Below are 18,109 nucleotides of genomic sequence, written 5' to 3'. Positions count from 1 at the left end.
CGCAGGAGGAAGCCCAGGTGGGGGATGCGGCTGGCCATGACGCTGTCCGCGACGGTACTGGCGGCCGCGGGGATCGGGCACGCCCTCGTCACCGGCATCGACACCGGCATCGCCCGCATCGACCCCTTCAAGGACATGAAGAACCGCCCGGCGGCCGGGCACGGCATGAACGTCCTGCTGGTCGGCACCGACGGCCGCGACAGGATCACCGATGCGGAGCGGCAGAAGTACCGGCTCGGCGGGGCACCCTGCCACTGCACGGACACCATCATGATCGTGCACATCTCCGCCGACCACGGGCGGGCGTCCGTGGTCTCCCTGCCCCGCGACTCCTACGCCGTGATGCCGCCGCACACCGACCAGAACAGCGGCGAGAAGCACCACGCCCACCCCGTCAAGATCAACGCGGCCTACGCGGAGGGCGGCCCGCAGCTCACCGTCCGTACCGTTGAGAACATGACGCACGTGAAGATCGACCACTATCTGGAGGTCGACTTCACCAGCTTCATGAGGACGGTCGACGTGCTCGGCGGCGTCGAGGTCTGCACGGCCCGCCCGCTCCGGGACTCCTACACCGGCCTCGACCTGGGCGTCGGCACGCACCGCCTCGACGGCGGCCAGGCGCTGCAGTACGTACGCTCGCGGCACACGGACGGCGCGGGCGACCTCGGCCGGATGCAGCGCCAGCAGCGCTTCCTGGCCTCGCTGATCGCGAGGACGACGTCGTCCGGGGTGCTGCTCAACCCGGTCAGGTTCCGCGACGTCACCCGGACGCTGCTCGGCTCGGTCCGCGCCGACAAGGGGTTCGGGACGGAGGAGCTGGTCCAACTGGCGGGCGCCATGCGGTCGTTCACCCCGTCGTCGTCGGAGTTCACGACCGTGCCGATCGGCAACCTCGACCACCCCGTCCCGAACATCGGCTCCACCGTGCAGTGGGACCCGGTGAAGTCCGAGAAGCTGTTCCGGGCGCTGCGCGAGGACCGGCCGCTCGCCGCGCACCGGTACCGCGAGAAGGCGGTCGCCGTCGACGTGTCGCCGCAGCAGATCCGGGTCCAGGTGGAGAACGCGACGATGGCGGCGGGCCTCGGCATGAAGGTCGACGCCGCCCTGAGGGCGACCCGGTTCCGTACGACCCGGACACCGGTGAACGCCACCGACCGCGCCGCGAAGCGGACGCTCGTGCTGTACGACCCGCGCTGGGACCGCTCGGCCGCGTCCCTGGCCGCGGCGCTGCCCGGGGCGCAGTCGCAGCCCGTGCCCGGGCAGGGGCCCGTGCTGAAGGTCCGGGTCGGGGCGGATTACCACGGGGTGCGGCGGGTGCGGGCCGAGGACGCCTACCAGGGCGAGTTCGGGGCGGTCACCGGCGACGAGGTGGTCTGCCCCTGACGGGGCCGTGCCCGTCAGTCGTCGGCAGGGCTGTTCGCGCGCAGTTCCTTGATGGCGCGGCGGCGCGCGAGCCGGTGCTGGCGGCGGATCTGCGCCTCCTGGTAGCGGCGCCGGTCGCGGTCGGTCTCCGGCAGCACCGGAGGAACAACGCGGGGCTTGCCGTCGGCGTCGACCGCCGCGAAGACCAGATAGGCCGAGCCGACCTGCTGCGCGGGCGCCGACTCGTTCCAGCGTTCGGCAAGGACCCGGACGCCGACCTCCATCGAGGTCCGGCCCACCCAGTTGACCTGGGCTTTCACATGCACGAGGTCGCCGACGCGGACCGGTTCGAGGAACGCCATCTCGTCCATGGACGCCGTCACGGCCGGGCCGCCGGAGTGCCGGCCGGCCACCGCGCCCGCCGCGTCGTCCACCAGCTTCATGATCACGCCACCGTGCACCGTACCCAGGAGGTTGGTGTCGTTGTGGGTCATGATGTGCGACAACGTCGTGCGGGAAGCCGAGGTCGGCTTGCCCGGAATATCGGTTTCCGCGCCGTGGGCCTGGTCTGTCATGCCTCCTACCCTAAGCGCGGCCCGATTGTGTCAGCTCTGCAACAGCCATGGCCCGATTTACCGACCGCCCTGTATGGCACACAGCCGTGCACGGCAGACTGACCCCATGAGCGATTGGCCCGAGGGGCGGAGCGACCGGCAGGGCGGCGGCAGCCGTGGCGGCTACGGCCGTGGCAGTGCGAGCGCACGCCCCGAAGGCGCGCGTGTCATGCCACACGTGCAGCGCCCCGTCCCGCAGCAGCAGCCCGGCTACGACGACCACCAGGCCGGGTACGACCCGTCCTACGACAGCGGCTACAACACGGGCCAGGTCTACGGCCAGCCCGCCCGCGCCGGTGGCGACGGCGGTGGCTACGGGCCGCCCGGCGGCCGTCCCGCGCGCCCGGCACCGAACTGGCGCAAGCGCATCAAGTGGACCGCCGTCACCGTGGTCACCGTGGTCGTCGTGACGAGCGTCTGCACCTACTTCTGGGCCGACTCCAAGCTCCACCGGGACGTCGACCTGTCCAAGGTCATCGACCGGCCCGAGGCGGGCGAGGGCACGAACTACCTGATCGTCGGCACCGACAGCCGCGAAGGCATGTCCGACGCCCAGAAGAAGGAGCTGCACACCGGCTCCGCCAAGGGCAAGCGCACGGACACCATGATGATCCTGCACGTGGGCGACAACGGGGACACCCTGGTCTCGCTGCCCCGCGACTCGAACGTCACGATCCCGAGCTTCAAGGGCGCCGAGTCCGGGAAGCTCTACCCGGGCACCGGCCGCCAGGTGAAGCTCAACGCCGCCTACGCCGAGGACGGCCCCGAGCTGCTGGTGCGCACCGTGGAGTCCAACACCGGGCTGCACATCGACCACTACGCGGAGATCGGCTTCGGCGGTTTCGCCGGCATCGTCGACGCGGTCGGCGGCGTCGAGATGAACCTGAAGGAAGGGTTCAAGGACAAGTGGTCCGGCGCCGACTTCAAGGCGGGCAAGCAGACCCTGAACGGCCAGCAGGCCCTCGCCTTCGTCCGTACGCGTCACGCCTTCCGCGCCTCCGACCTGGAGCGCACCAAGAACCAGCAGGCGTTCCTCGCGGCGCTCGCCCACAAGGTGGCGTCCCCCTCGACCGTCCTGAACCCCTTCAAGCTCTACCCGACGCTCGGCGCGGGCCTGGACTCGCTCGTCGTCGACAAGGACATGAGCCTGTGGAACCTGGCGTCCATGTTCATGGCGATGAAGTCGGTCTCCGGCGGCGACGGCAAGTCGATGAACATGCCCATCAACGGCTCGGTGGGCGGCAACCTGCTCTGGGACAAGACCAAGGTCAAGCAGCTCGTCGACCAGTTCAACAACGACGAGAAGGTCACGGTGACGAGCGGCTGACGCCGCCGCCATGACCACCGCCCTCGTGCTCGGCGCGGCCGGCGGCGTCGGCCGCGCCGTCGTCGCCCGGCTGATCGCCGCCGGGACCGAGGTCGTCGCCGTCGACCAGCAGCCGACGGTCCGTCAGCTTCCTGGGGTGACCGCCGCGTTCGAGGGCGACGCCACCGATGCCGACGTCATCGCCCGCGCCTTCGACGCGGCGCCCGAACCGCCCTCGGTCCTCGTGCACGCCCTGCTGTGGGAGCTGCGCGCGCCGCTCGCCGAGGTGACGCCCGCCCAGTGGCACCGGGTCTTCGACGTGGGCCTCGTCTCCGCGTGGCAGGCCGCCGCCGAACTGGTACGGCGCACGCCCGAGGGGGCCGGCGCCTCGGTCGTCCTGATCGGTTCGGTGCACGCGCACGGCGCCGCGCCCGGCTGTGCCCCGTACGCCGTCGCCAAGGCGGGGCTCGGCGCGCTCGCCCGCGCCGCGGCCACCGAATGGGGCCCGCTGGGCGTCCGCACGAACGTCGTCGAGCCGGGCTTCGTGGCCATCGAGCGCAACGCCCACCGCTGGCGGGACCCCGTGGAGCGCAAACGCATCGAGGCGGCCCATCCGCTGGGCCGCCTCTGTTCCCCCGCGGAGATCGCCGAGGTCGTCGCGTTCCTGGCGGGCCCCTCGTCCGGTTACGTCAACGGGGTCTGTCTGCCCGTCGACGGCGGGTCGCTGGCAGTCCTCCCGGAGGTCAACCGCCAGCCGCCACGAGGGAGTTGATGGGCCTACGGCAGGTTGCGGGCCATCACGATCCGCTGAACCTGATTCGTGCCCTCATAAATCTGCGTGATCTTCGCGTCGCGCATCATCCGCTCGACCGGGTAGTCACGCGTGTAGCCGTAGCCGCCGAGGAGCTGGACGGCGTCCGTGGTGACCTCCATGGCCACGTCCGAGGCGAAGCACTTGGCCGCCGCACCCTGGAACGTGAGGTCCTTGTCGCCGCGCTCCGACTTGGCGGCAGCCGCGTACGTGAGCTGGCGGGCGGCCTCGATCTTCATGGCCATGTCGGCGAGCATGAACTGGATGCCCTGGAAGTCGGCGATCGGCTTGCCGAACTGCTTGCGCTCGCGGACGTAGCCCTTGGCGTAGTCGAGGGCGCCCTGCGCGACACCGAGCGCCTGCGCGGCGATCGTGATGCGGGTGTGGTCGAGCGTCTTCATCGCCGTGGCGAAGCCGGTGCCCTCCTCGCCGATCATGCGGTCGGCGGGGATGCGGACGTTGTCGAAGTAGACCTCGCGGGTCGGCGAGCCCTTGATGCCGAGCTTCTTCTCCGGGGCGCCGAAGGAGACACCCTCGTCGGACTTCTCGACGACGAAGGCGGAGATGCCCTTCGAGCGCTTCTCCGGGTCGGTGACGGCCATGACCGTGTAGTACTCGCTGACGCCCGCGTTGGTGATCCAGCGCTTCACGCCGTTGAGCACCCAGGAGTCGCCGTCGCGCACCGCGCGCGTCTTCATGCCGGCCGCGTCCGAACCGGCGTCCGGCTCGCTGAGGCAGTACGAGAACATGCCGTCGCCCTTGGCCAGCGGGCCCAGGTACTTCTTCTTCAGCTCCTCGGAGCCGGAAAGGATGACGGGGAGCGAGCCCAGCTTGTTCACGGCGGGGATGAGGGAGGAGGAGACGCAGGCGCGGGCCACCTCCTCGATGACGATGACGGTGGCGAGCGCGTCGGCGCCGGTGCCGCCGTACTCCTCCGGTACGTGCACGGCGTGCAGGTCCGCGGCGACGAGCGCGTCGTGGGCCTCCTGCGGGAAGCGGGCCTCCTCGTCCACCGCGGCGGCGAACGGGGCGATCTTCGCCTCGGCCAGCGAGCGGATGGCGTCGCGGAGCATGTCGTGCTCCTCGGACGGGCGGTACAGGTCGAACTCCGGGTGGGAAGCCGATCCGGCCAAGGTGTCTCACGCTCCAAGCGCTGCTAATTACCGTTAAGTAACCCAAATTTTAGGTCCCGGGCCGCGTCAGGGATACGTGAGCTACGCGACAGCGTGAGAGTTGCCCGCCGAGAGGGTCTCCCATGCCCCGACTATGCTCGTCCGCGCACGCGACACCCACACCTCTGGAGCCCCCTATGGCCCTCAAGATCACTGTGATCGGTACCGGATATCTCGGTGCCACGCACGCCGCGGCCATGGCCGAGCTGGGTTTCGAGGTGCTCGGTCTCGATGTCGTGCCCGAGAAGATCGAGATGCTCACGCGGGGCGAGGTCCCGATGTACGAGCCCGGTCTTGAGGAGCTGCTGCGGCGGCACGTCGCCGGGATCGAGGGGTCCACCGGGCGGCTGCGCTTCACGATGGACTTCGCCGAGGCGGCGGCCTTCGGCGACGTGCTCTTCGTCTGCGTGAACACGCCGCAGAAGCACGGTGAGTACGCGTGCGACATGAGCTACGTGGACGCCGCCTTCACCTCGCTCGCCCCGCACCTGAAGCCGGGCGCGCTGGTCGTCGGCAAGTCGACCGTGCCGGTCGGCTCGGCGCAGCGGCTCGCCGGAATGCTGCCCGAGGGGGTGGAGCTGGCGTGGAACCCGGAGTTCCTGCGCGAGGGCTTCGCGGTCGGTGACACGCTGCACCCGGACCGGATCGTCGTCGGTGTCGGCAGCGAGCGGGCCGAGAAGCTGCTGCGGGACGTGTACGCGACACCGCTCGCCGAGGGCACGCCGCTCGTGGTGACGGACTTCCCCACGGCCGAGCTGGTCAAGACGGCGGCGAACTCCTTCCTTGCCACCAAGATCTCGTTCATCAACGCGATGGCCGAGGTCTGTGAGGCGGCCGGCGGCGATGTCGCGAAGCTCGCCGAGGCGATCGGCTACGACGACCGGATCGGGCACAAGTTCCTGCGGGCCGGGATCGGGTTCGGCGGCGGGTGCCTGCCCAAGGACATCCGGGCGTTCATGGCGCGCGCGGGTGAGCTGGGTGCCGACCAGGCGCTGACCTTCCTGCGCGAGATCGACTCGGTCAACATGCGGCGGCGCGGGGCGATGGTGGAGATGGCGCGTGAGGCGCTGGGCGGCGGGGCGTTTTTGGGCAAGCGGGTCGCCGTGCTGGGCGCCGCGTTCAAGCCGGACTCCGACGACGTGCGGGACTCGCCCGCGTTGAACGTGGCCGGGCAGATCCACCTCCAGGGCGGCCAGGTGACGGTGTACGACCCGAAGGGCATGGCGAACGCGCGGCGGCTCTTCCCGACGCTCGGGTACGCGGATTCGGCGCTCGACGCGGTGCGGGGCGCGGATGTCGTGCTGCATCTGACGGAGTGGCGGGAGTTCCGGGAGCTGGACCCGGCGGAGCTGGGCGCGGTGGCGTCGGCGCGGGTGATCCTGGACGGGCGCAACGCGCTGGACGCCTCGCTGTGGCGGGAGGCGGGCTGGACGTACCGGGCGATGGGGCGGCCGTCGGCCTGAGGGGCCGCGCCCGGGTTCGAAACGCGCGCGAGCGGTACAGAATCCTGTGCGGAACGGTAGGCACCGGTAGAAGGAGAAGCCATGGCCATCGCGAAGCTCGATGTCGTCGCTCTGGACTGTCCCGATCCGCGCGCGCTCGCCGATTTCTACGCGGCGGTCCTCGGCGGCACCCTGACGCACTCCGAGGAGGACGGTGCGTGGCTGGTCCTGGAGGTACCGGGCGGTCAGCGGTTGGCGTTCCAGAAGTCGCCGGGGTACGTGCCGCCGGCCTGGCCCGCGGCCGAGAACGGGCAGCAGGCGCATCTGGACCTGACCGTCGGGGACCTGGACCGTGCGGAGAAGGAGGTCCTTGCGCTGGGCGCGCGGGTGCTCGACGCGGAGGACCGCGACCGGAGCTGGCGCGTCTACGCCGATCCGGTCGGCCACCCGTTCTGCCTCTGCGCTGCCTAGCTAGGACCTGTTGCGCCGCCGCGCCGCCCGGGCCGTGAACTCGACGCCGCGCAGTACGCGCTGGACGTTGCCCCAGGTGAGCAGGGAGAGGTCCGGTTCGGGCCAGCCGCGGTCGATGAGTTCCGCGATGAGCGCGGGGTATCCGGTGGGGTCGCCGAGTCCTTCGGGGTGGGTGTCCCCGGTGTCGTACATGCCGCAGAGGCCGACCGTCTCGGGGCCCGCGATGTGACGTACGTGGTCCAGGTGGTCCGCCACGTCGCGCAGCGCGGGGCCGGTGCGCGCCACGGAGCAGGGGACCAGGCACAGGCCGCGCTGGGCGCGCAGTGCCGTCAGGAGGTCGTCGGGGGCGTTGTCGGGGTGGCTGTTGAGGGCGCGGGCGCCGGAGTGGGTGAGGACGACCGGGGCCTTGGACATGTCGAGGACGCGGTGGGCCGTCGCCGGGGCCGCGCCGGTGAGGTCGACGAGCATGCCGAGGCGGTTCATCTCGCGGACCATCTGCTCGCCGAGGCGGGTCAGTCCGCGGTCCCGCGGCGCCCAGGGCGCGTCGCTCAGGGAGAGGGCGCGCAGGCCGAGTGCGTGCAGGGCGCGCAGGGTGCCGAGGGAGTCACCCGCGGCGGCGGCCGGTGCGGGGCCGATGACGACGGCGATCCGGCCGTGGGCGCGGGCGTCGGCGGTCTCGGAGGCGCTGTGGGCCAGGCGCAGGCGCTCGGGGTAGCGGCTGACGACGTGCTGGACGAGGTCGAGCTGTTCCAGTGTCGAGGTGACCGGCCGGTCGGGGGCGGTGGCCAGGGCCCACAGCAGGGCGCCGGTGCCGCCGGCGCGCAGCCGCGGCAGGTCGGTCTCGACGGCGCACTCGCCCGGTTCGAGGTCGTACCAGGGCAGTCTGTCCAGCGCTCCGGGCAGTCCGCAGTAGCCGTCCGCCACCGGGTGCCGGGCCAGCAGGTCGCGGGCCTGGAGGGGGTCGGGGTGCGGGGGTTCGGCCGGCGCGGAGGGGCGGTCAAGCTCGCCCACTTCCGTGGTGGCGTTCAGTTCGTCCTGTAGGTCTGCCATGGCACGGCTCCGGCCAGAAGTATGGGGACAGGCGTGCGTCCACCGTGGCATGCGGGGGACGCCCCTTCGCGGTGGACGGCGCCGTTCGGGGGAGGCGCCGCCCGCTGAGCCGCGGTGGGTCAGCCCTGGCCGTCGAGCTGTTCGAGCGTCGCGTTGGAGGGTCCGCGCCGCGTCCGCAGCTCGCGTGCCACGTCCTCGGCGGCGCCCAGCACCCGTACGGCGTTGCCCCAAGTGAGCTTGGAGAGGTCGGTCCGGGACCAGCCGCGGGTGAGGAGTTCGGCGATGAGGTTCGGGTAGCCGGACACGTCGTCGAGGCCGTCCGGGGTGAACGCGGTGCCGTCGTAGTCGCCGCCGATGCCGATGTGGTCGACGCCCGCGACCTCGCGCATGTGGTCGAGGTGGTCGGCGACCGTGGAGACGGTGGCGCCGGGGCGCGGCCTGGACTCCTCGAAGGCGCGGTGCAGCTTCATCGCCTCGGGTGAGGAGTCGAGGTGGTGGAAGCCGTGGGCGCGCAGGTTGTCGTCGGCCGCGGCGGTCCAGTCGACGGCGGCCTGGAGGACGAACTTGGGCACGAAGGTCACCATGGCCACTCCCCCGTTGCCGGGGAGCCGCTCCAGGACGTCGTCGGGGATGTTGCGCGGGTGGTCGCAGACGGCCCGGGCCGAGGAGTGGGAGAAGATCACCGGCGCCGCCGACGTGTCGAGGGCGGCGCGCATCGTGGTGGCGGCGACGTGGGAGAGGTCGACGAGCATGCCCTCGCGGTTCATCTCCCGTACGACCTCGCGGCCGAAGGCGGACAGGCCGCCCACCCCGGGTTCGTCCGTGGCGGAGTCCGCCCAGGCGATGTTGTCGTTGTGGGTGAGCGTCATGTAGCGCACGCCGAGGGCGTACAGCGCGCGCAGGGTGGCGAGGGAGTTGTTGATCGAGTGGCCGCCCTCGGCGCCCTTGAGGGAGGCGATCCGGCCCTCCCGGCGCGCCGTCTCCATGTCCGCGGCGGTCAGTGCGGCCCGCAGGTCGCCGGGGTAGCGGGCGATGAGCTGGTCGACGCAGTCGATCTGTTCAAGGGTGGCGCTGACCGCCGCGTCCCCGGTCAGGTCGGTGCGTACGTACACCGACCAGAACTGGGCGCCGACGCCGCCGGCCCGCAGCCGTGCGAGGTCGGTGTGGAGGTGGGCGCTCTGGTCGGCGGCGATGTCGCGGGCGTCGATGTCGTAGGTGACCTGCTCGCGCAGGGCCCACGGCAGGTCGTTGTGCCCGTCGACGACGGGGAACTCGGCGAGTATCTCGCGGGCCTGCCGCAGCGCGTCGTCCGTCATGTCGTTCGCTCCCCGCTCTGTGCCGCTCACTTGCCGAAGCCGAAACCGGCGCCCGCGCCGTCGACCTTGGCGCGCAGCCGCTTGCCCTTCTCGGTGGCCTGGTCGTTCAGCTCCTGCTGGAACTCGCGCATCCGGGCGAGCAGTTCCTCGTCGTGCGCGGCGAGCATGCGCGCGGCGAGCAGGCCCGCGTTGCGCGCGCCGCCCACCGAGACCGTGGCGACGGGGACACCGGCGGGCATCTGCACGATGGAGAGCAGTGAGTCCATGCCGTCGAGGTACTTCAGCGGCACGGGCACGCCGATGACCGGCAGCGGCGTCACCGAGGCGAGCATGCCGGGCAGGTGGGCGGCGCCGCCCGCGCCCGCGATGATCGCCTTGAGGCCTCGCCCGGCGGCGTGCTCGCCGTAGGAGATCATCTCGTGCGGCATGCGGTGCGCGGAGACGACGTCGACCTCGTAGGGGACCTCGAACTCGGCGAGCGCCTTCGCGGCGCCCTCCATGACGGGCCAGTCGGAGTCGGATCCCATGACGATGCCAACAACGGGAGAGGTCATTCCGTGATCGTTCCTCTGAGATAGCCGGCTGCGTGACGGGCGCGCTCCAGCACGTCGTCGAGGTCGTCGCCGTAGGTGTTGACGTGGCCGACCTTGCGTCCGGGCTTCACGTCCTTGCCGTACATGTGGATCTTGAGCTGCGGGTCGCGGGCCATGCAGTGCAGGTAGGCGCTGTACATGTCCGGGAAGTCGCCGCCCAGGACGTTGCACATCACCGTCCACGGGGCGCGCGGGCGCGGGTCGCCCAGCGGCAGGTCGAGGACGGCGCGGACGTGGTTGGCGAACTGCGAGGTGATCGCGCCGTCCTGGGTCCAGTGCCCGGAGTTGTGCGGGCGCATGGCCAGTTCGTTGACGAGGACGCCGGGCTTCCCGTCGGGTCCGCGCGTCTCGAAGAGTTCGACGGCGAGGTGGCCGACGACCCCGAGCTCCTTGGCGATCCGCAGCGCCAGCTCCTGGGCCTCGCCCGCGAGGGTCTCGTCGAGGCCGGGCGCGGGGGCGATCACCGTGTCGCAGACGCCGTCGACCTGCTGGGACTCGACGACGGGGTAGGCGACCGCCTGTCCGTGGGGGGAGCGGACGACGTTCGCCGCCAGCTCGCGGACGAAGTCGACCTTCTCCTCGGCGAGGACCGGCACGCCCGCCTTGAACGGCTCGGCCGCGTCGGCCTCGGAGCGCACGAACCACACGCCCTTGCCGTCGTAGCCGCCGCGCACCGTCTTGAGGATGACGGGGAAGCCGTCGCCCTCGGCGGCGAACGCGGCGACGTCCGCCACGTCGCGCACGAGGCGGTGGCGCGGACACGGCACGCCGAGCGCGGTGAGCTTCGCGCGCATCTCGCCCTTGTCCTGGGCGTAGAGCAGCGCGGCGGGTCCGGGACGGACGGGGATGCCGTCCGCCTCCAGGGCCCGTAGGTGCTCGGTCGGCACGTGCTCGTGATCGAAGGTGATCACGTCACAGCCGCGCGCGAACTCACGCAGCGTGTCGAGATCGCGGTAGTCGCCTACGACGACATCACCGACGACCTGCGCCGCGGAATCCTGAGGAGTGTCACTGAGGAGCTTGAACCTGATGCCGAGCGGGATGCCCGCCTCGTGTGTCATACGAGCGAGCTGGCCCCCGCCGACCATGCCGACTACCGGGAACGTCACACCCCCAGGGTATCGGCCGTTCCACCGGCCCTCGCACGGCCTCCTTCTTGGAGGAACGTCCACAGGGGCTGTCCGGAGGCGGCTTCGGGAGCCCGTGGTTAGCATGGCTGGGTCGGTTCTCATGGGCCGCGCGACCACATCACGGGGACGACGGGGGCTGAGGCGACCACTATGAAGGCGACCACCGGCCGACGATCCGGCCCTGCGGGAAGCGGGCCCTCGTCCCGTATCGGCGCCCTGCGGCAGCGCTTCGACACGCTGGCCCGGGAGATCGCCAAGTTCGGTGTGGTCGGCGCGCTCGGTGTCCTCGTGAACTTCGCGGTCTTCAACCTGATGCGGCACGGCACGGACCTCCAGGTCGTGCGCGCCAGCGTGATCGCCACCGTCGTCGCCATCGCCTTCAACTACGTGGGGTTCCGCTACTTCACCTACCGCGACCGCGACAAGAGCGGGCGCGCGAAGGAACTGACGCTGTTCCTGCTGTTCAGCGTCGTCGGCCTGGTGATCGAGAACGGTGTCCTGTACGCGGCGACGTACGGCTTCGGCTGGGACAGCCAGCTCCAGAGCAACGTCTTCAAGTTCCTCGGCATGGGCCTCGCCACCCTGTTCCGCTTCTGGTCCTACCGGAGCTGGGTCTTCAAGGCGCTGCCCGCCCGGGAGACGGTGGCCCGTGCGGAATCGTTCCTGGACGAGTCGGACGTGCCGCCGGTCCACCGCGTGAAGCCGTAGGACACCACCGCCAGGGCCTGTCCTAGCGGACCGTGCCGGTGTCGGTGCCGTCCGGGTCGCTGCCGGGTTTCTTGAGCGGGGTCCGCGACAGGAACAGGCCGAAGACGGGCGGGGCCGCCTGGAGCATTTCGAGGCGTCCGCCGTCGGCCTCGGCCAGGTCGCGGGCGACGGCGAGGCCGATGCCCGTGGAGTTGCGGCCGCTGATGGTCCGCTCGAAGATCCGTGAACCCAGCTCGGGGGGGACGCCCGGGCCCTCGTCCGTGACCTCGATGACCGCCTGGTTGCCGGTGACGCGGGTGCGCAGGGCGACGGTTCCGCCGCCGTGCATCAGCGAGTTCTCGATCAGCGCGGCGAGGACCTGGGCGACGGCGCCCGGCGTGCCGACCGCCGTGAGGTGGTGCTTGCCGGAGGAGACGATGGCCCGGCCCGCGCTGCGGTAGGCGGGGCGCCACTCCTCCAGTTGCTGCTTGATCACCTCGTCGAGGTCGAAGCTGACGGCGGAGCCGATGCGCGGGTCGCGGGAGTTGGTGAGCAGCCGCTCGACGACGTCGGTGAGCCGCTCGACCTGTGCGAGCGCGATCGTCGCCTCCTCCTTCACCTCGGCCAGGTCGTCGGTCATGGTGATCTCCTCCAGGCGCATGGAGAGCGCCGTCAGCGGCGTACGCAACTGGTGGGAGGCGTCGGCGGCCAGGCGCCGCTCGGCGGTCAGCATGCGGGCGATGCGCTCGGCGGACCCGTCGAGGACGTCGGCCACGCGGTCCAGCTCGGGGACGCCGTAGCGCTTGTGGCGCGGGCGCGGGTCACCGGAGCCGAGGCGCTCGGCGGTGGAGGCGAGGTCGGTGAGCGGCGACGCGAGACGGTGGGCCTGGCGGACGGCGAGCAGCACGGCGGCGACGACCGCGAGCAGCGCCACGCCCGCGATGATCAGCAGGGTCCGGCCGACCTCGCGGGTCACCGCGGAGCGGGCCTCCTCGACGGTGACCTTCTCGCCCCGCTCACCCTTGGCGGTGTACGAGATGACGTCGCCCCCGGGTTCGGTGCCCAGCTCGATGGGGGCACGGCCCGGGATGGAGACGACGGCGTAGCGCTCCTCGACGGCGACCTGGTCGGCGAGGATGTCGCCGTTGACCTGCTCGCCGCTGAGCAGTCGGCTGTCCACGATGGAGGCGAGCCGGACCGCCTCCGACTCGACGCGGTCCTGCGCGCTGTTGCTGATGGTCCGGGTCTCCACGATGACGAGGGAGACCCCGAACACGGCGATGACGACCAGGACGACGGCGAGCGTGGAGTTGATGAGTCGGCGGCGCATGGGGTCAGTCTCCCGGATCGGGGCGGCGCCGCTCATGCGTGAACCGGGGGTTCACAGGCGGGCTCTCAGCTCTTCTCGAACCGGAAGCCCACTCCGCGCACCGTGGCGATGTACCTCGGGTTGGCCGCGTCGTCGCCGAGCTTCTTCCTGAGCCAGGAGATGTGCATGTCCAGCGTCTTGGTCGAGGACCACCAGGTCGTGTCCCAGACCTCGCGCATCAACTGGTCCCGGGTGACGACCCGGCCCGCGTCGCGCACGAGCACCCGCAGCAGGTCGAACTCCTTGGCGGTGAGCTGGAGTTCCTCGTCGCCCATCCAGGCACGGTGCGACTCGACGTCGATGCGCACGCCGTGCGTGGCCGGGGTCTCCTTGGGCTCGGCGGAGCCGCGCCGCAGCAGCGCCCGGACCCGGGCGAGGAGTTCGGCGAGGCGGAACGGCTTGGTGACGTAGTCGTCGGCGCCGGCGTCGAGGCCGACGACCGTGTCCACCTCGTCGGCGCGCGCGGTGAGAATCAGGATCGGCACCGTGTGCCCCTCGGCGCGCAGCCGGCGGGCGACCTCCAGGCCGTCCATCCCGGGCAGGCCCAGGTCGAGGACGACGAGATCGATGGATCCTTGCAGTCCGGCGTCGACGGCCGTGGGTCCGTCCTCCCGGACCTCGACCTCGTATCCCTCCCGGCGCAGGGCGCGAGCCAGCGGCTCCGAGATGGACGCGTCGTCCTCGGCGAGCAGTACACGGGTCATGAGGTGATGGTAGTCCGCGCCGCGGGACGGCCGCGGGGCGATCGGCCAGTGCGCGCGGCCGGGCCAAACGGAGCCGATGCCTCCGGGTTCGCTTCCTACGGCCATGGGGTGCGATCCTGGTAACCACCTTCGAATCAGCGCGCTGGTTCCACGAGGGCCTGTGATCCATCTCTCAAGTCCTTCCATATGCGCCACTGTCGTGTCGTATGGTGACCAAACGCCTGATGCACTAATGGGGGACCTTTAGGAGCGCACTGCGCACCGAGGTCCCTTTCCTGTGCGAGCCGACTGCGGTCGGTAATGACAAGGAACGACCTGTGGCCGGGCCCCGCGCGTAAGGAAGCGCGCCGGGGTGTGGATCTCGGGTCCGCCGTACCTCGTCCCGTCGCGACACCTCGCGCGGGCCATCCCCCCGGGCGTGGGGAGGACGGTAGGACTCCGGTGCCGGCCGCCCCCCACCGGGCGCGCAACCGCTCTGCGCTGCGCGTCCCGACACCCCACGAGGATCGACCATGGCGTCCAGCCTGACGAAGGACTCGGCCAGTACCCCTGGCACCGAGAAGACCTTCTTCGGCCACCCCCGCGGACTGGCCACTCTCTTCATGACCGAGATGTGGGAGCGTTTCAGCTTCTACGGCATGAAGGCCCTTCTCCCGCTGTACCTGATCGCTCCCGGCGGCATGCACATGAGTGCCACCACCGCGACGGCGATCTACTCGGTCTACATGTCGATGGTCTACCTGCTCGCCATGCCGGGCGGCTGGGTGGCGGACCGCTTCTGGGGTCCCCGCAAGACGGTCATCATCGGCGCCTCCGTCGTCATCCTCGGCCACATCACGCTGGCCCTGCCCAGCTCGGGGTCCTTCTTCGCCGGTATGGCGCTCGTCGCGCTCGGTTCCGGCCTGCTGAAGGCGAACATCTCCGTGATGGTCGGCCACCTCTACAAGGGTCCCGAGGACCCGCGCCGTGACGGTGGCTTCACGCTCTTCTACATCGGCATCAACCTCGGTGCCTTCCTCGCGCCCCTGACCATCGGCACGGTCGGCGAGAACGTCAACTGGCACTTCGGCTTCGGTCTCGCGGCGGTCGGCATGGCGCTGGGTCTGGCCCAGTTCGTGCTCGGCTCGCGTCACCTGAGCGACCAGAGCAGCGTCGTCTCCCAGCCGGCCACGCCCGAGCAGCGCCGCTCCGCCCTGCGCACCGGTCTGATCTGGCTGATCATCGCCGTCGCGCTCTACACGCTGATGGGCGTCACCGGGAACTTCGCCGACTGGGCGCTGATGCCGCTGATCATCGCGGGCCTCCTCATCCCCATCACCGTCCTGGCCCGGATGAAGCGCGACAAGGACCTCAGCACGCTGGAGCAGTCCAAGCTGTCCGGCTACATCTGGTTCTTCGTGGTCGCCGCCGTCTTCTGGATGATCTACGACCAGAACGGCTCGACCCTGTCGATCTTCGGCGAGGGCTCGACCACGAACCACCTGCTCGGGTTCGACTTCCCGACCTCCTGGTACCAGTCGCTGAACCCGATCTTCATCATGGCGCTCGCCCCCGTGGTCGCCTCCGGGTGGCTGTGGCTGAACAAGCGGGACAAGGAGCCGAGCACGGCGGTCAAGTTCGCCTCCAGCCTGACGCTCATCGGCATCTCCTTCGCCGTCTTCCTCATCCCGCTGATCGACACCGCCAACAACGGCGGCCGGGTCAGCCCGATGTGGCTGGTCGCGATCTACTTCATCCAGACCGTCGGCGAGCTGTGCCTCTCCCCGGTCGGCCTGTCGCTCACCACGAAGATGGCCCCGGAGAAGTACAGCGCCCAGATGATGGGTGTCTGGTTCCTCGCGGTCACCGCCGGTGACTCGGTCACGGGTCTGCTGACGTCCCCGCAGCTCAACGTGAACCTGAACAACTCCGGCGCCGTCGCCATCGAGGCGATCATCGCGGTCATCGCGGGCTTCGGCATCTGGACGTCCCGCAAGAAGGTCAAGGCACTGATGGGCTCCGTCAACTGACGCCCCGCCCCAGCCCCTGACAAAGGGCCGCCGCACCGTGGATCCGGTGGGGCGGCCCTTTGTCGTGTGGCGTCCGGCTTCGGCCGGTACCGTCGATGCTTATGTCCGTGCCCCGAGGTAGTGACGACCGCGACACCTGGCAGGCCACTGCTCACCTGCTGCGTTCCCCCGCCGACGCCCGGCGTCTGATGGAAGCGGTGGCTCGCGACCGCGCAGGCCAACCGGGCGTCACAAAGACGCTGGACGAGCTGCGCGCCCTCGCGGGGGACAAGGAGTGAGGAGCGCCCACCGCCGCGCCGGACCGGCGCGGCGGCCCCTTTGTTGTCGGGGGTGATTCCCGTACGGGGATCAGCGCGCCCGCAGCGACGCCACGAACGTCCCCCAGGCCGACGCCTCGAAGACGAGGGCGGGGCCGGACGGGTTCTTGGAGTCACGCACAGGGACGACGGCCTCCGGCATGTTGTCGGCGACTTCGAGGCACTGGCCGCCGTCGGTGTTGCTGTAGCTGCTCTTGCGCCAGGTCGCGGCGGCCAGGAAGTCGTCCGAGACCTCTACGCATTCGCCGCCGTCGGTGTTGCTGTAGCTGCTCTTGCGCCAGGTTGCGGCGGTCAGGTCGATCATGGTGCGCACGGTGCTCCCTCCAGCAGTTCCCCGATGAACTCCCTCGACGCGGCGGGGGACAACGCCAGGTCGCGCATCGCATCGTAGGCGAGTTGCAGCGGTTCGACTTGGCTGCTCTCCTCGATGAGTTCACCGTGGACGTCGTTCTCGGTGTACGCCACCGTACGTCCGCTCGCGTCACGCAGGAACATCACGTCGGTGTTCATCAGGCCGAAAGGCCCGGCACTGAATGGCAGCACCTGAAGCACAACGTTCGGGCGCCGGGACGCTTCCAGTAGGTGCTCGAACTGGGCGCGTTGCACCTGTGGGTCTCGCAGTCCCAGGCGCAATACGGACTCGTGCAGGATGGTGCGGAAGTTCGGGGCGCCACTCTTCGTCAGTAACTCGGCTCGGCCGAGCCGCGCTTCGACCTGCCGGGCGAGTTCTTCACCCTCGTGTCCGCCCGCGGCGAGCAGTTCGGTCGCATAGCCCTTGCTCTGCAACACACCTGGGGCGCTGCTGATGGCGAAGTGCCACAAACTCGTCGCCTCCGCCTCCAGGAGCATGTACCGGCGGTACTGCTGCTTGAACTGCGTCGGGTCGTTCTGTGCCAACTCCCAGAGGGTGAGCATGAACTCGGGGGTCCCGTAGACGTCGTCCAGGGCCTGGGCCAGTTCGGGCCCGCCCAGCGTCTGCCCGCTCTCCACCTTGCTGAGCTGGGACGCGTCCCACCCCGCCTTCTTGGCGAGCTGGCGGAGGCTGAGGCCGCTGCGCTGACGCATGACGCGGGCCTGTTCGGCATAGCGGCGGCGGGGTTCGGTGCTGCGGTCGGTGACCGTACGTCTCATCGGCATGGTGTTGCCTTTGTTGAATTTGGCGGCCAGAAGTTGCACTTGCGCTCTTTCAGGGCGTTTTCGGCTCCCCGGAGCGGCATCCTCGTAGCACCGCCCAACACGCACGGTAACTTCACCGCTGCGCCGCGTATGGGCGAATGCCGAAGAAGGGCCGGGTACGACGATGAAGACCGACAACAGCAGGGCACTCCCCCAACGGCGCAGGCGGCACGCGAGCCCGGCGCGTACATGGCCGGTGTGCGCCACCCCGGCCACGCTGCGGGCCGTCGAGCGGGCGCTGCTGCGGCTGGCGGCGGCATGAACGAGCGGGCGCCGGTCGGGTACTGCGACGTGTGCGCCGCGCTGCGGGCGCAGCGGGACGCGGCGCACGCGGCAGGGCGTGAGGGTGAAGCGGGCGTGCGGGAGCGGGAGTTGGGGGCGCACGGAAACCTGGGGCCCGCCGTCCCGGTCGCCGGGTGCGAGGTCTGTGCCGACCTCGCGGCCCGGCGGGCGCGGGCGCGTGCCGCGTACGACTACAGCGCGCAGACCGACATGAACGTAAGGCTCCGCGCCCACCTGGAGGAGGAGCACGGGGCGGCGCCGTCATGAGGTCGCGGCGGTACGACGGGGCGCTGTG

General features: G+C 70.6%; 20 protein-coding genes. 10 read left to right on the top strand and 10 right to left on the bottom strand.

Going from position 1 to position 18,109, the window contains the following annotated elements:
* Nucleotides 1–36 precede the first annotated feature (36 nt).
* The gene (locus ACIRF8_RS28730; RefSeq protein ID WP_404219291.1) at nt 37–1,386 is read left to right on the top strand and encodes an LCP family protein; all 1,350 of its coding nucleotides are present in this window, start codon (nt 37–39) and stop codon (nt 1,384–1,386) included.
* A gap of 14 nt (nt 1,387–1,400) precedes the next feature.
* On the opposite strand, the gene ACIRF8_RS28725 is transcribed toward ACIRF8_RS28730, so the two are convergent.
* Nucleotides 1,401–1,940 (bottom strand): acyl-CoA thioesterase, encoded by a 540-nt coding sequence (locus tag ACIRF8_RS28725; protein WP_404219289.1) that lies wholly within the window; start codon nt 1,938–1,940, stop codon nt 1,401–1,403.
* 106 nt (nt 1,941–2,046) lie between these two features.
* Between ACIRF8_RS28725 and ACIRF8_RS28720 the strand changes: the two genes are divergently transcribed.
* Together ACIRF8_RS28720 and ACIRF8_RS28715 are read left to right on the top strand one after the other, a co-directional pair.
* Complete coding sequence (locus tag ACIRF8_RS28720) at nt 2,047–3,306, top strand: LCP family protein (RefSeq protein ID WP_404219287.1); 1,260 nt, start codon at nt 2,047–2,049, stop codon at nt 3,304–3,306.
* Nucleotides 3,307–3,316: 10 nt separating this feature from the next.
* Nucleotides 3,317–4,057, top strand: a complete 741-nt coding sequence (locus ACIRF8_RS28715) for an SDR family NAD(P)-dependent oxidoreductase (RefSeq protein WP_404219285.1) — start codon at nt 3,317–3,319, stop codon at nt 4,055–4,057.
* Between the two features lie 5 nt (nt 4,058–4,062).
* Here the strand turns inward: ACIRF8_RS28715 and ACIRF8_RS28710 are convergent, their stop codons facing one another.
* Complete coding sequence (locus tag ACIRF8_RS28710) at nt 4,063–5,229, bottom strand: acyl-CoA dehydrogenase (protein WP_404219283.1); 1,167 nt, start codon at nt 5,227–5,229, stop codon at nt 4,063–4,065.
* 176 nt (nt 5,230–5,405) lie between these two features.
* Between ACIRF8_RS28710 and ACIRF8_RS28705 the strand changes: the two genes are divergently transcribed.
* A complete protein-coding gene (locus ACIRF8_RS28705; RefSeq protein WP_404219280.1) occupies nt 5,406–6,731 on the top strand; it encodes a UDP-glucose dehydrogenase family protein in 1,326 nt (441 codons plus the stop codon).
* An 81-nt stretch (nt 6,732–6,812) separates the two neighbouring features.
* A complete protein-coding gene (locus ACIRF8_RS28700; protein ID WP_404219278.1) occupies nt 6,813–7,181 on the top strand; it encodes a VOC family protein in 369 nt (122 codons plus the stop codon).
* Here the strand turns inward: ACIRF8_RS28700 and ACIRF8_RS28695 are convergent, their stop codons facing one another.
* The 4 genes from ACIRF8_RS28695 to ACIRF8_RS28680 form a co-directional block, all read right to left on the bottom strand.
* Nucleotides 7,182–8,231: a membrane dipeptidase gene (locus ACIRF8_RS28695; RefSeq protein ID WP_404219276.1), complete on the bottom strand. Its 1,050-nt coding sequence runs from the start codon at nt 8,229–8,231 to the stop codon at nt 7,182–7,184.
* A 119-nt stretch (nt 8,232–8,350) separates the two neighbouring features.
* Nucleotides 8,351–9,547: a dipeptidase gene (locus tag ACIRF8_RS28690; RefSeq protein ID WP_404219274.1), complete on the bottom strand. Its 1,197-nt coding sequence runs from the start codon at nt 9,545–9,547 to the stop codon at nt 8,351–8,353.
* Between the two features lie 26 nt (nt 9,548–9,573).
* Nucleotides 9,574–10,101: a 5-(carboxyamino)imidazole ribonucleotide mutase gene (gene purE / locus ACIRF8_RS28685; protein ID WP_404219271.1), complete on the bottom strand. Its 528-nt coding sequence runs from the start codon at nt 10,099–10,101 to the stop codon at nt 9,574–9,576.
* Entirely contained in the window at nt 10,098–11,249 is a 1,152-nt protein-coding gene (locus tag ACIRF8_RS28680) for a 5-(carboxyamino)imidazole ribonucleotide synthase (RefSeq protein WP_404219269.1), read from the bottom strand. Before ACIRF8_RS28680 ends, purE begins: the two co-directional genes overlap by 4 nt.
* Before the next feature lie 171 nt (nt 11,250–11,420).
* On the opposite strand from ACIRF8_RS28680, the gene ACIRF8_RS28675 reads away from it, so the two are divergent.
* The gene (locus ACIRF8_RS28675) at nt 11,421–11,978 is read left to right on the top strand and encodes a GtrA family protein (protein ID WP_404219267.1); all 558 of its coding nucleotides are present in this window, start codon (nt 11,421–11,423) and stop codon (nt 11,976–11,978) included.
* A gap of 22 nt (nt 11,979–12,000) precedes the next feature.
* Here ACIRF8_RS28675 and ACIRF8_RS28670 read toward each other — a convergent pair whose 3' ends face one another.
* Entirely contained in the window at nt 12,001–13,287 is a 1,287-nt protein-coding gene (locus ACIRF8_RS28670) for an ATP-binding protein (protein ID WP_404219265.1), read from the bottom strand.
* 65 nt (nt 13,288–13,352) lie between these two features.
* Entirely contained in the window at nt 13,353–14,030 is a 678-nt protein-coding gene (locus ACIRF8_RS28665; protein ID WP_324771572.1) for a response regulator transcription factor, read from the bottom strand.
* A 512-nt stretch (nt 14,031–14,542) separates the two neighbouring features.
* Between ACIRF8_RS28665 and ACIRF8_RS28660 the strand changes: the two genes are divergently transcribed.
* Together ACIRF8_RS28660 and ACIRF8_RS28655 are read left to right on the top strand one after the other, a co-directional pair.
* A complete protein-coding gene (locus tag ACIRF8_RS28660; RefSeq protein ID WP_404219263.1) occupies nt 14,543–16,039 on the top strand; it encodes a peptide MFS transporter in 1,497 nt (498 codons plus the stop codon).
* Nucleotides 16,040–16,146: 107 nt separating this feature from the next.
* Nucleotides 16,147–16,317 carry a hypothetical protein gene (locus ACIRF8_RS28655; protein ID WP_404219261.1) on the top strand — a complete coding sequence of 57 codons (171 nt, stop codon included), beginning with the start codon at nt 16,147–16,149 and terminating at the stop codon, nt 16,315–16,317.
* A gap of 70 nt (nt 16,318–16,387) precedes the next feature.
* On the opposite strand, the gene ACIRF8_RS28650 is transcribed toward ACIRF8_RS28655, so the two are convergent.
* Together ACIRF8_RS28650 and ACIRF8_RS28645 are read right to left on the bottom strand one after the other, a co-directional pair.
* Nucleotides 16,388–16,660: a DUF397 domain-containing protein gene (locus ACIRF8_RS28650; RefSeq protein WP_404219259.1), complete on the bottom strand. Its 273-nt coding sequence runs from the start codon at nt 16,658–16,660 to the stop codon at nt 16,388–16,390.
* Nucleotides 16,657–17,493, bottom strand: a complete 837-nt coding sequence (locus ACIRF8_RS28645) for a helix-turn-helix transcriptional regulator (RefSeq protein ID WP_404219378.1) — start codon at nt 17,491–17,493, stop codon at nt 16,657–16,659. The genes ACIRF8_RS28650 and ACIRF8_RS28645 overlap by 4 nt, the downstream gene beginning before the upstream one ends.
* 163 nt (nt 17,494–17,656) lie before the next feature.
* Between ACIRF8_RS28645 and ACIRF8_RS28640 the strand changes: the two genes are divergently transcribed.
* The gene (locus tag ACIRF8_RS28640) at nt 17,657–17,794 is read left to right on the top strand and encodes a hypothetical protein (RefSeq protein ID WP_404219257.1); all 138 of its coding nucleotides are present in this window, start codon (nt 17,657–17,659) and stop codon (nt 17,792–17,794) included.
* On the top strand, nt 17,791–18,081 hold the full coding sequence (locus ACIRF8_RS28635; protein ID WP_404219255.1) for a hypothetical protein: 291 nt from the start codon (nt 17,791–17,793) through the stop codon (nt 18,079–18,081). The genes ACIRF8_RS28640 and ACIRF8_RS28635 overlap by 4 nt, the downstream gene beginning before the upstream one ends.
* Nucleotides 18,082–18,109 lie beyond the last annotated feature (28 nt).

Source organism: Streptomyces sp. NPDC102406 (assembly GCF_044765725.1).
In the GTDB taxonomy this organism is placed as follows: Bacteria; Actinomycetota; Actinomycetes; order Streptomycetales; family Streptomycetaceae; genus Streptomyces.
This window is presented reverse-complemented; position numbering and strand designations above follow the sequence as displayed.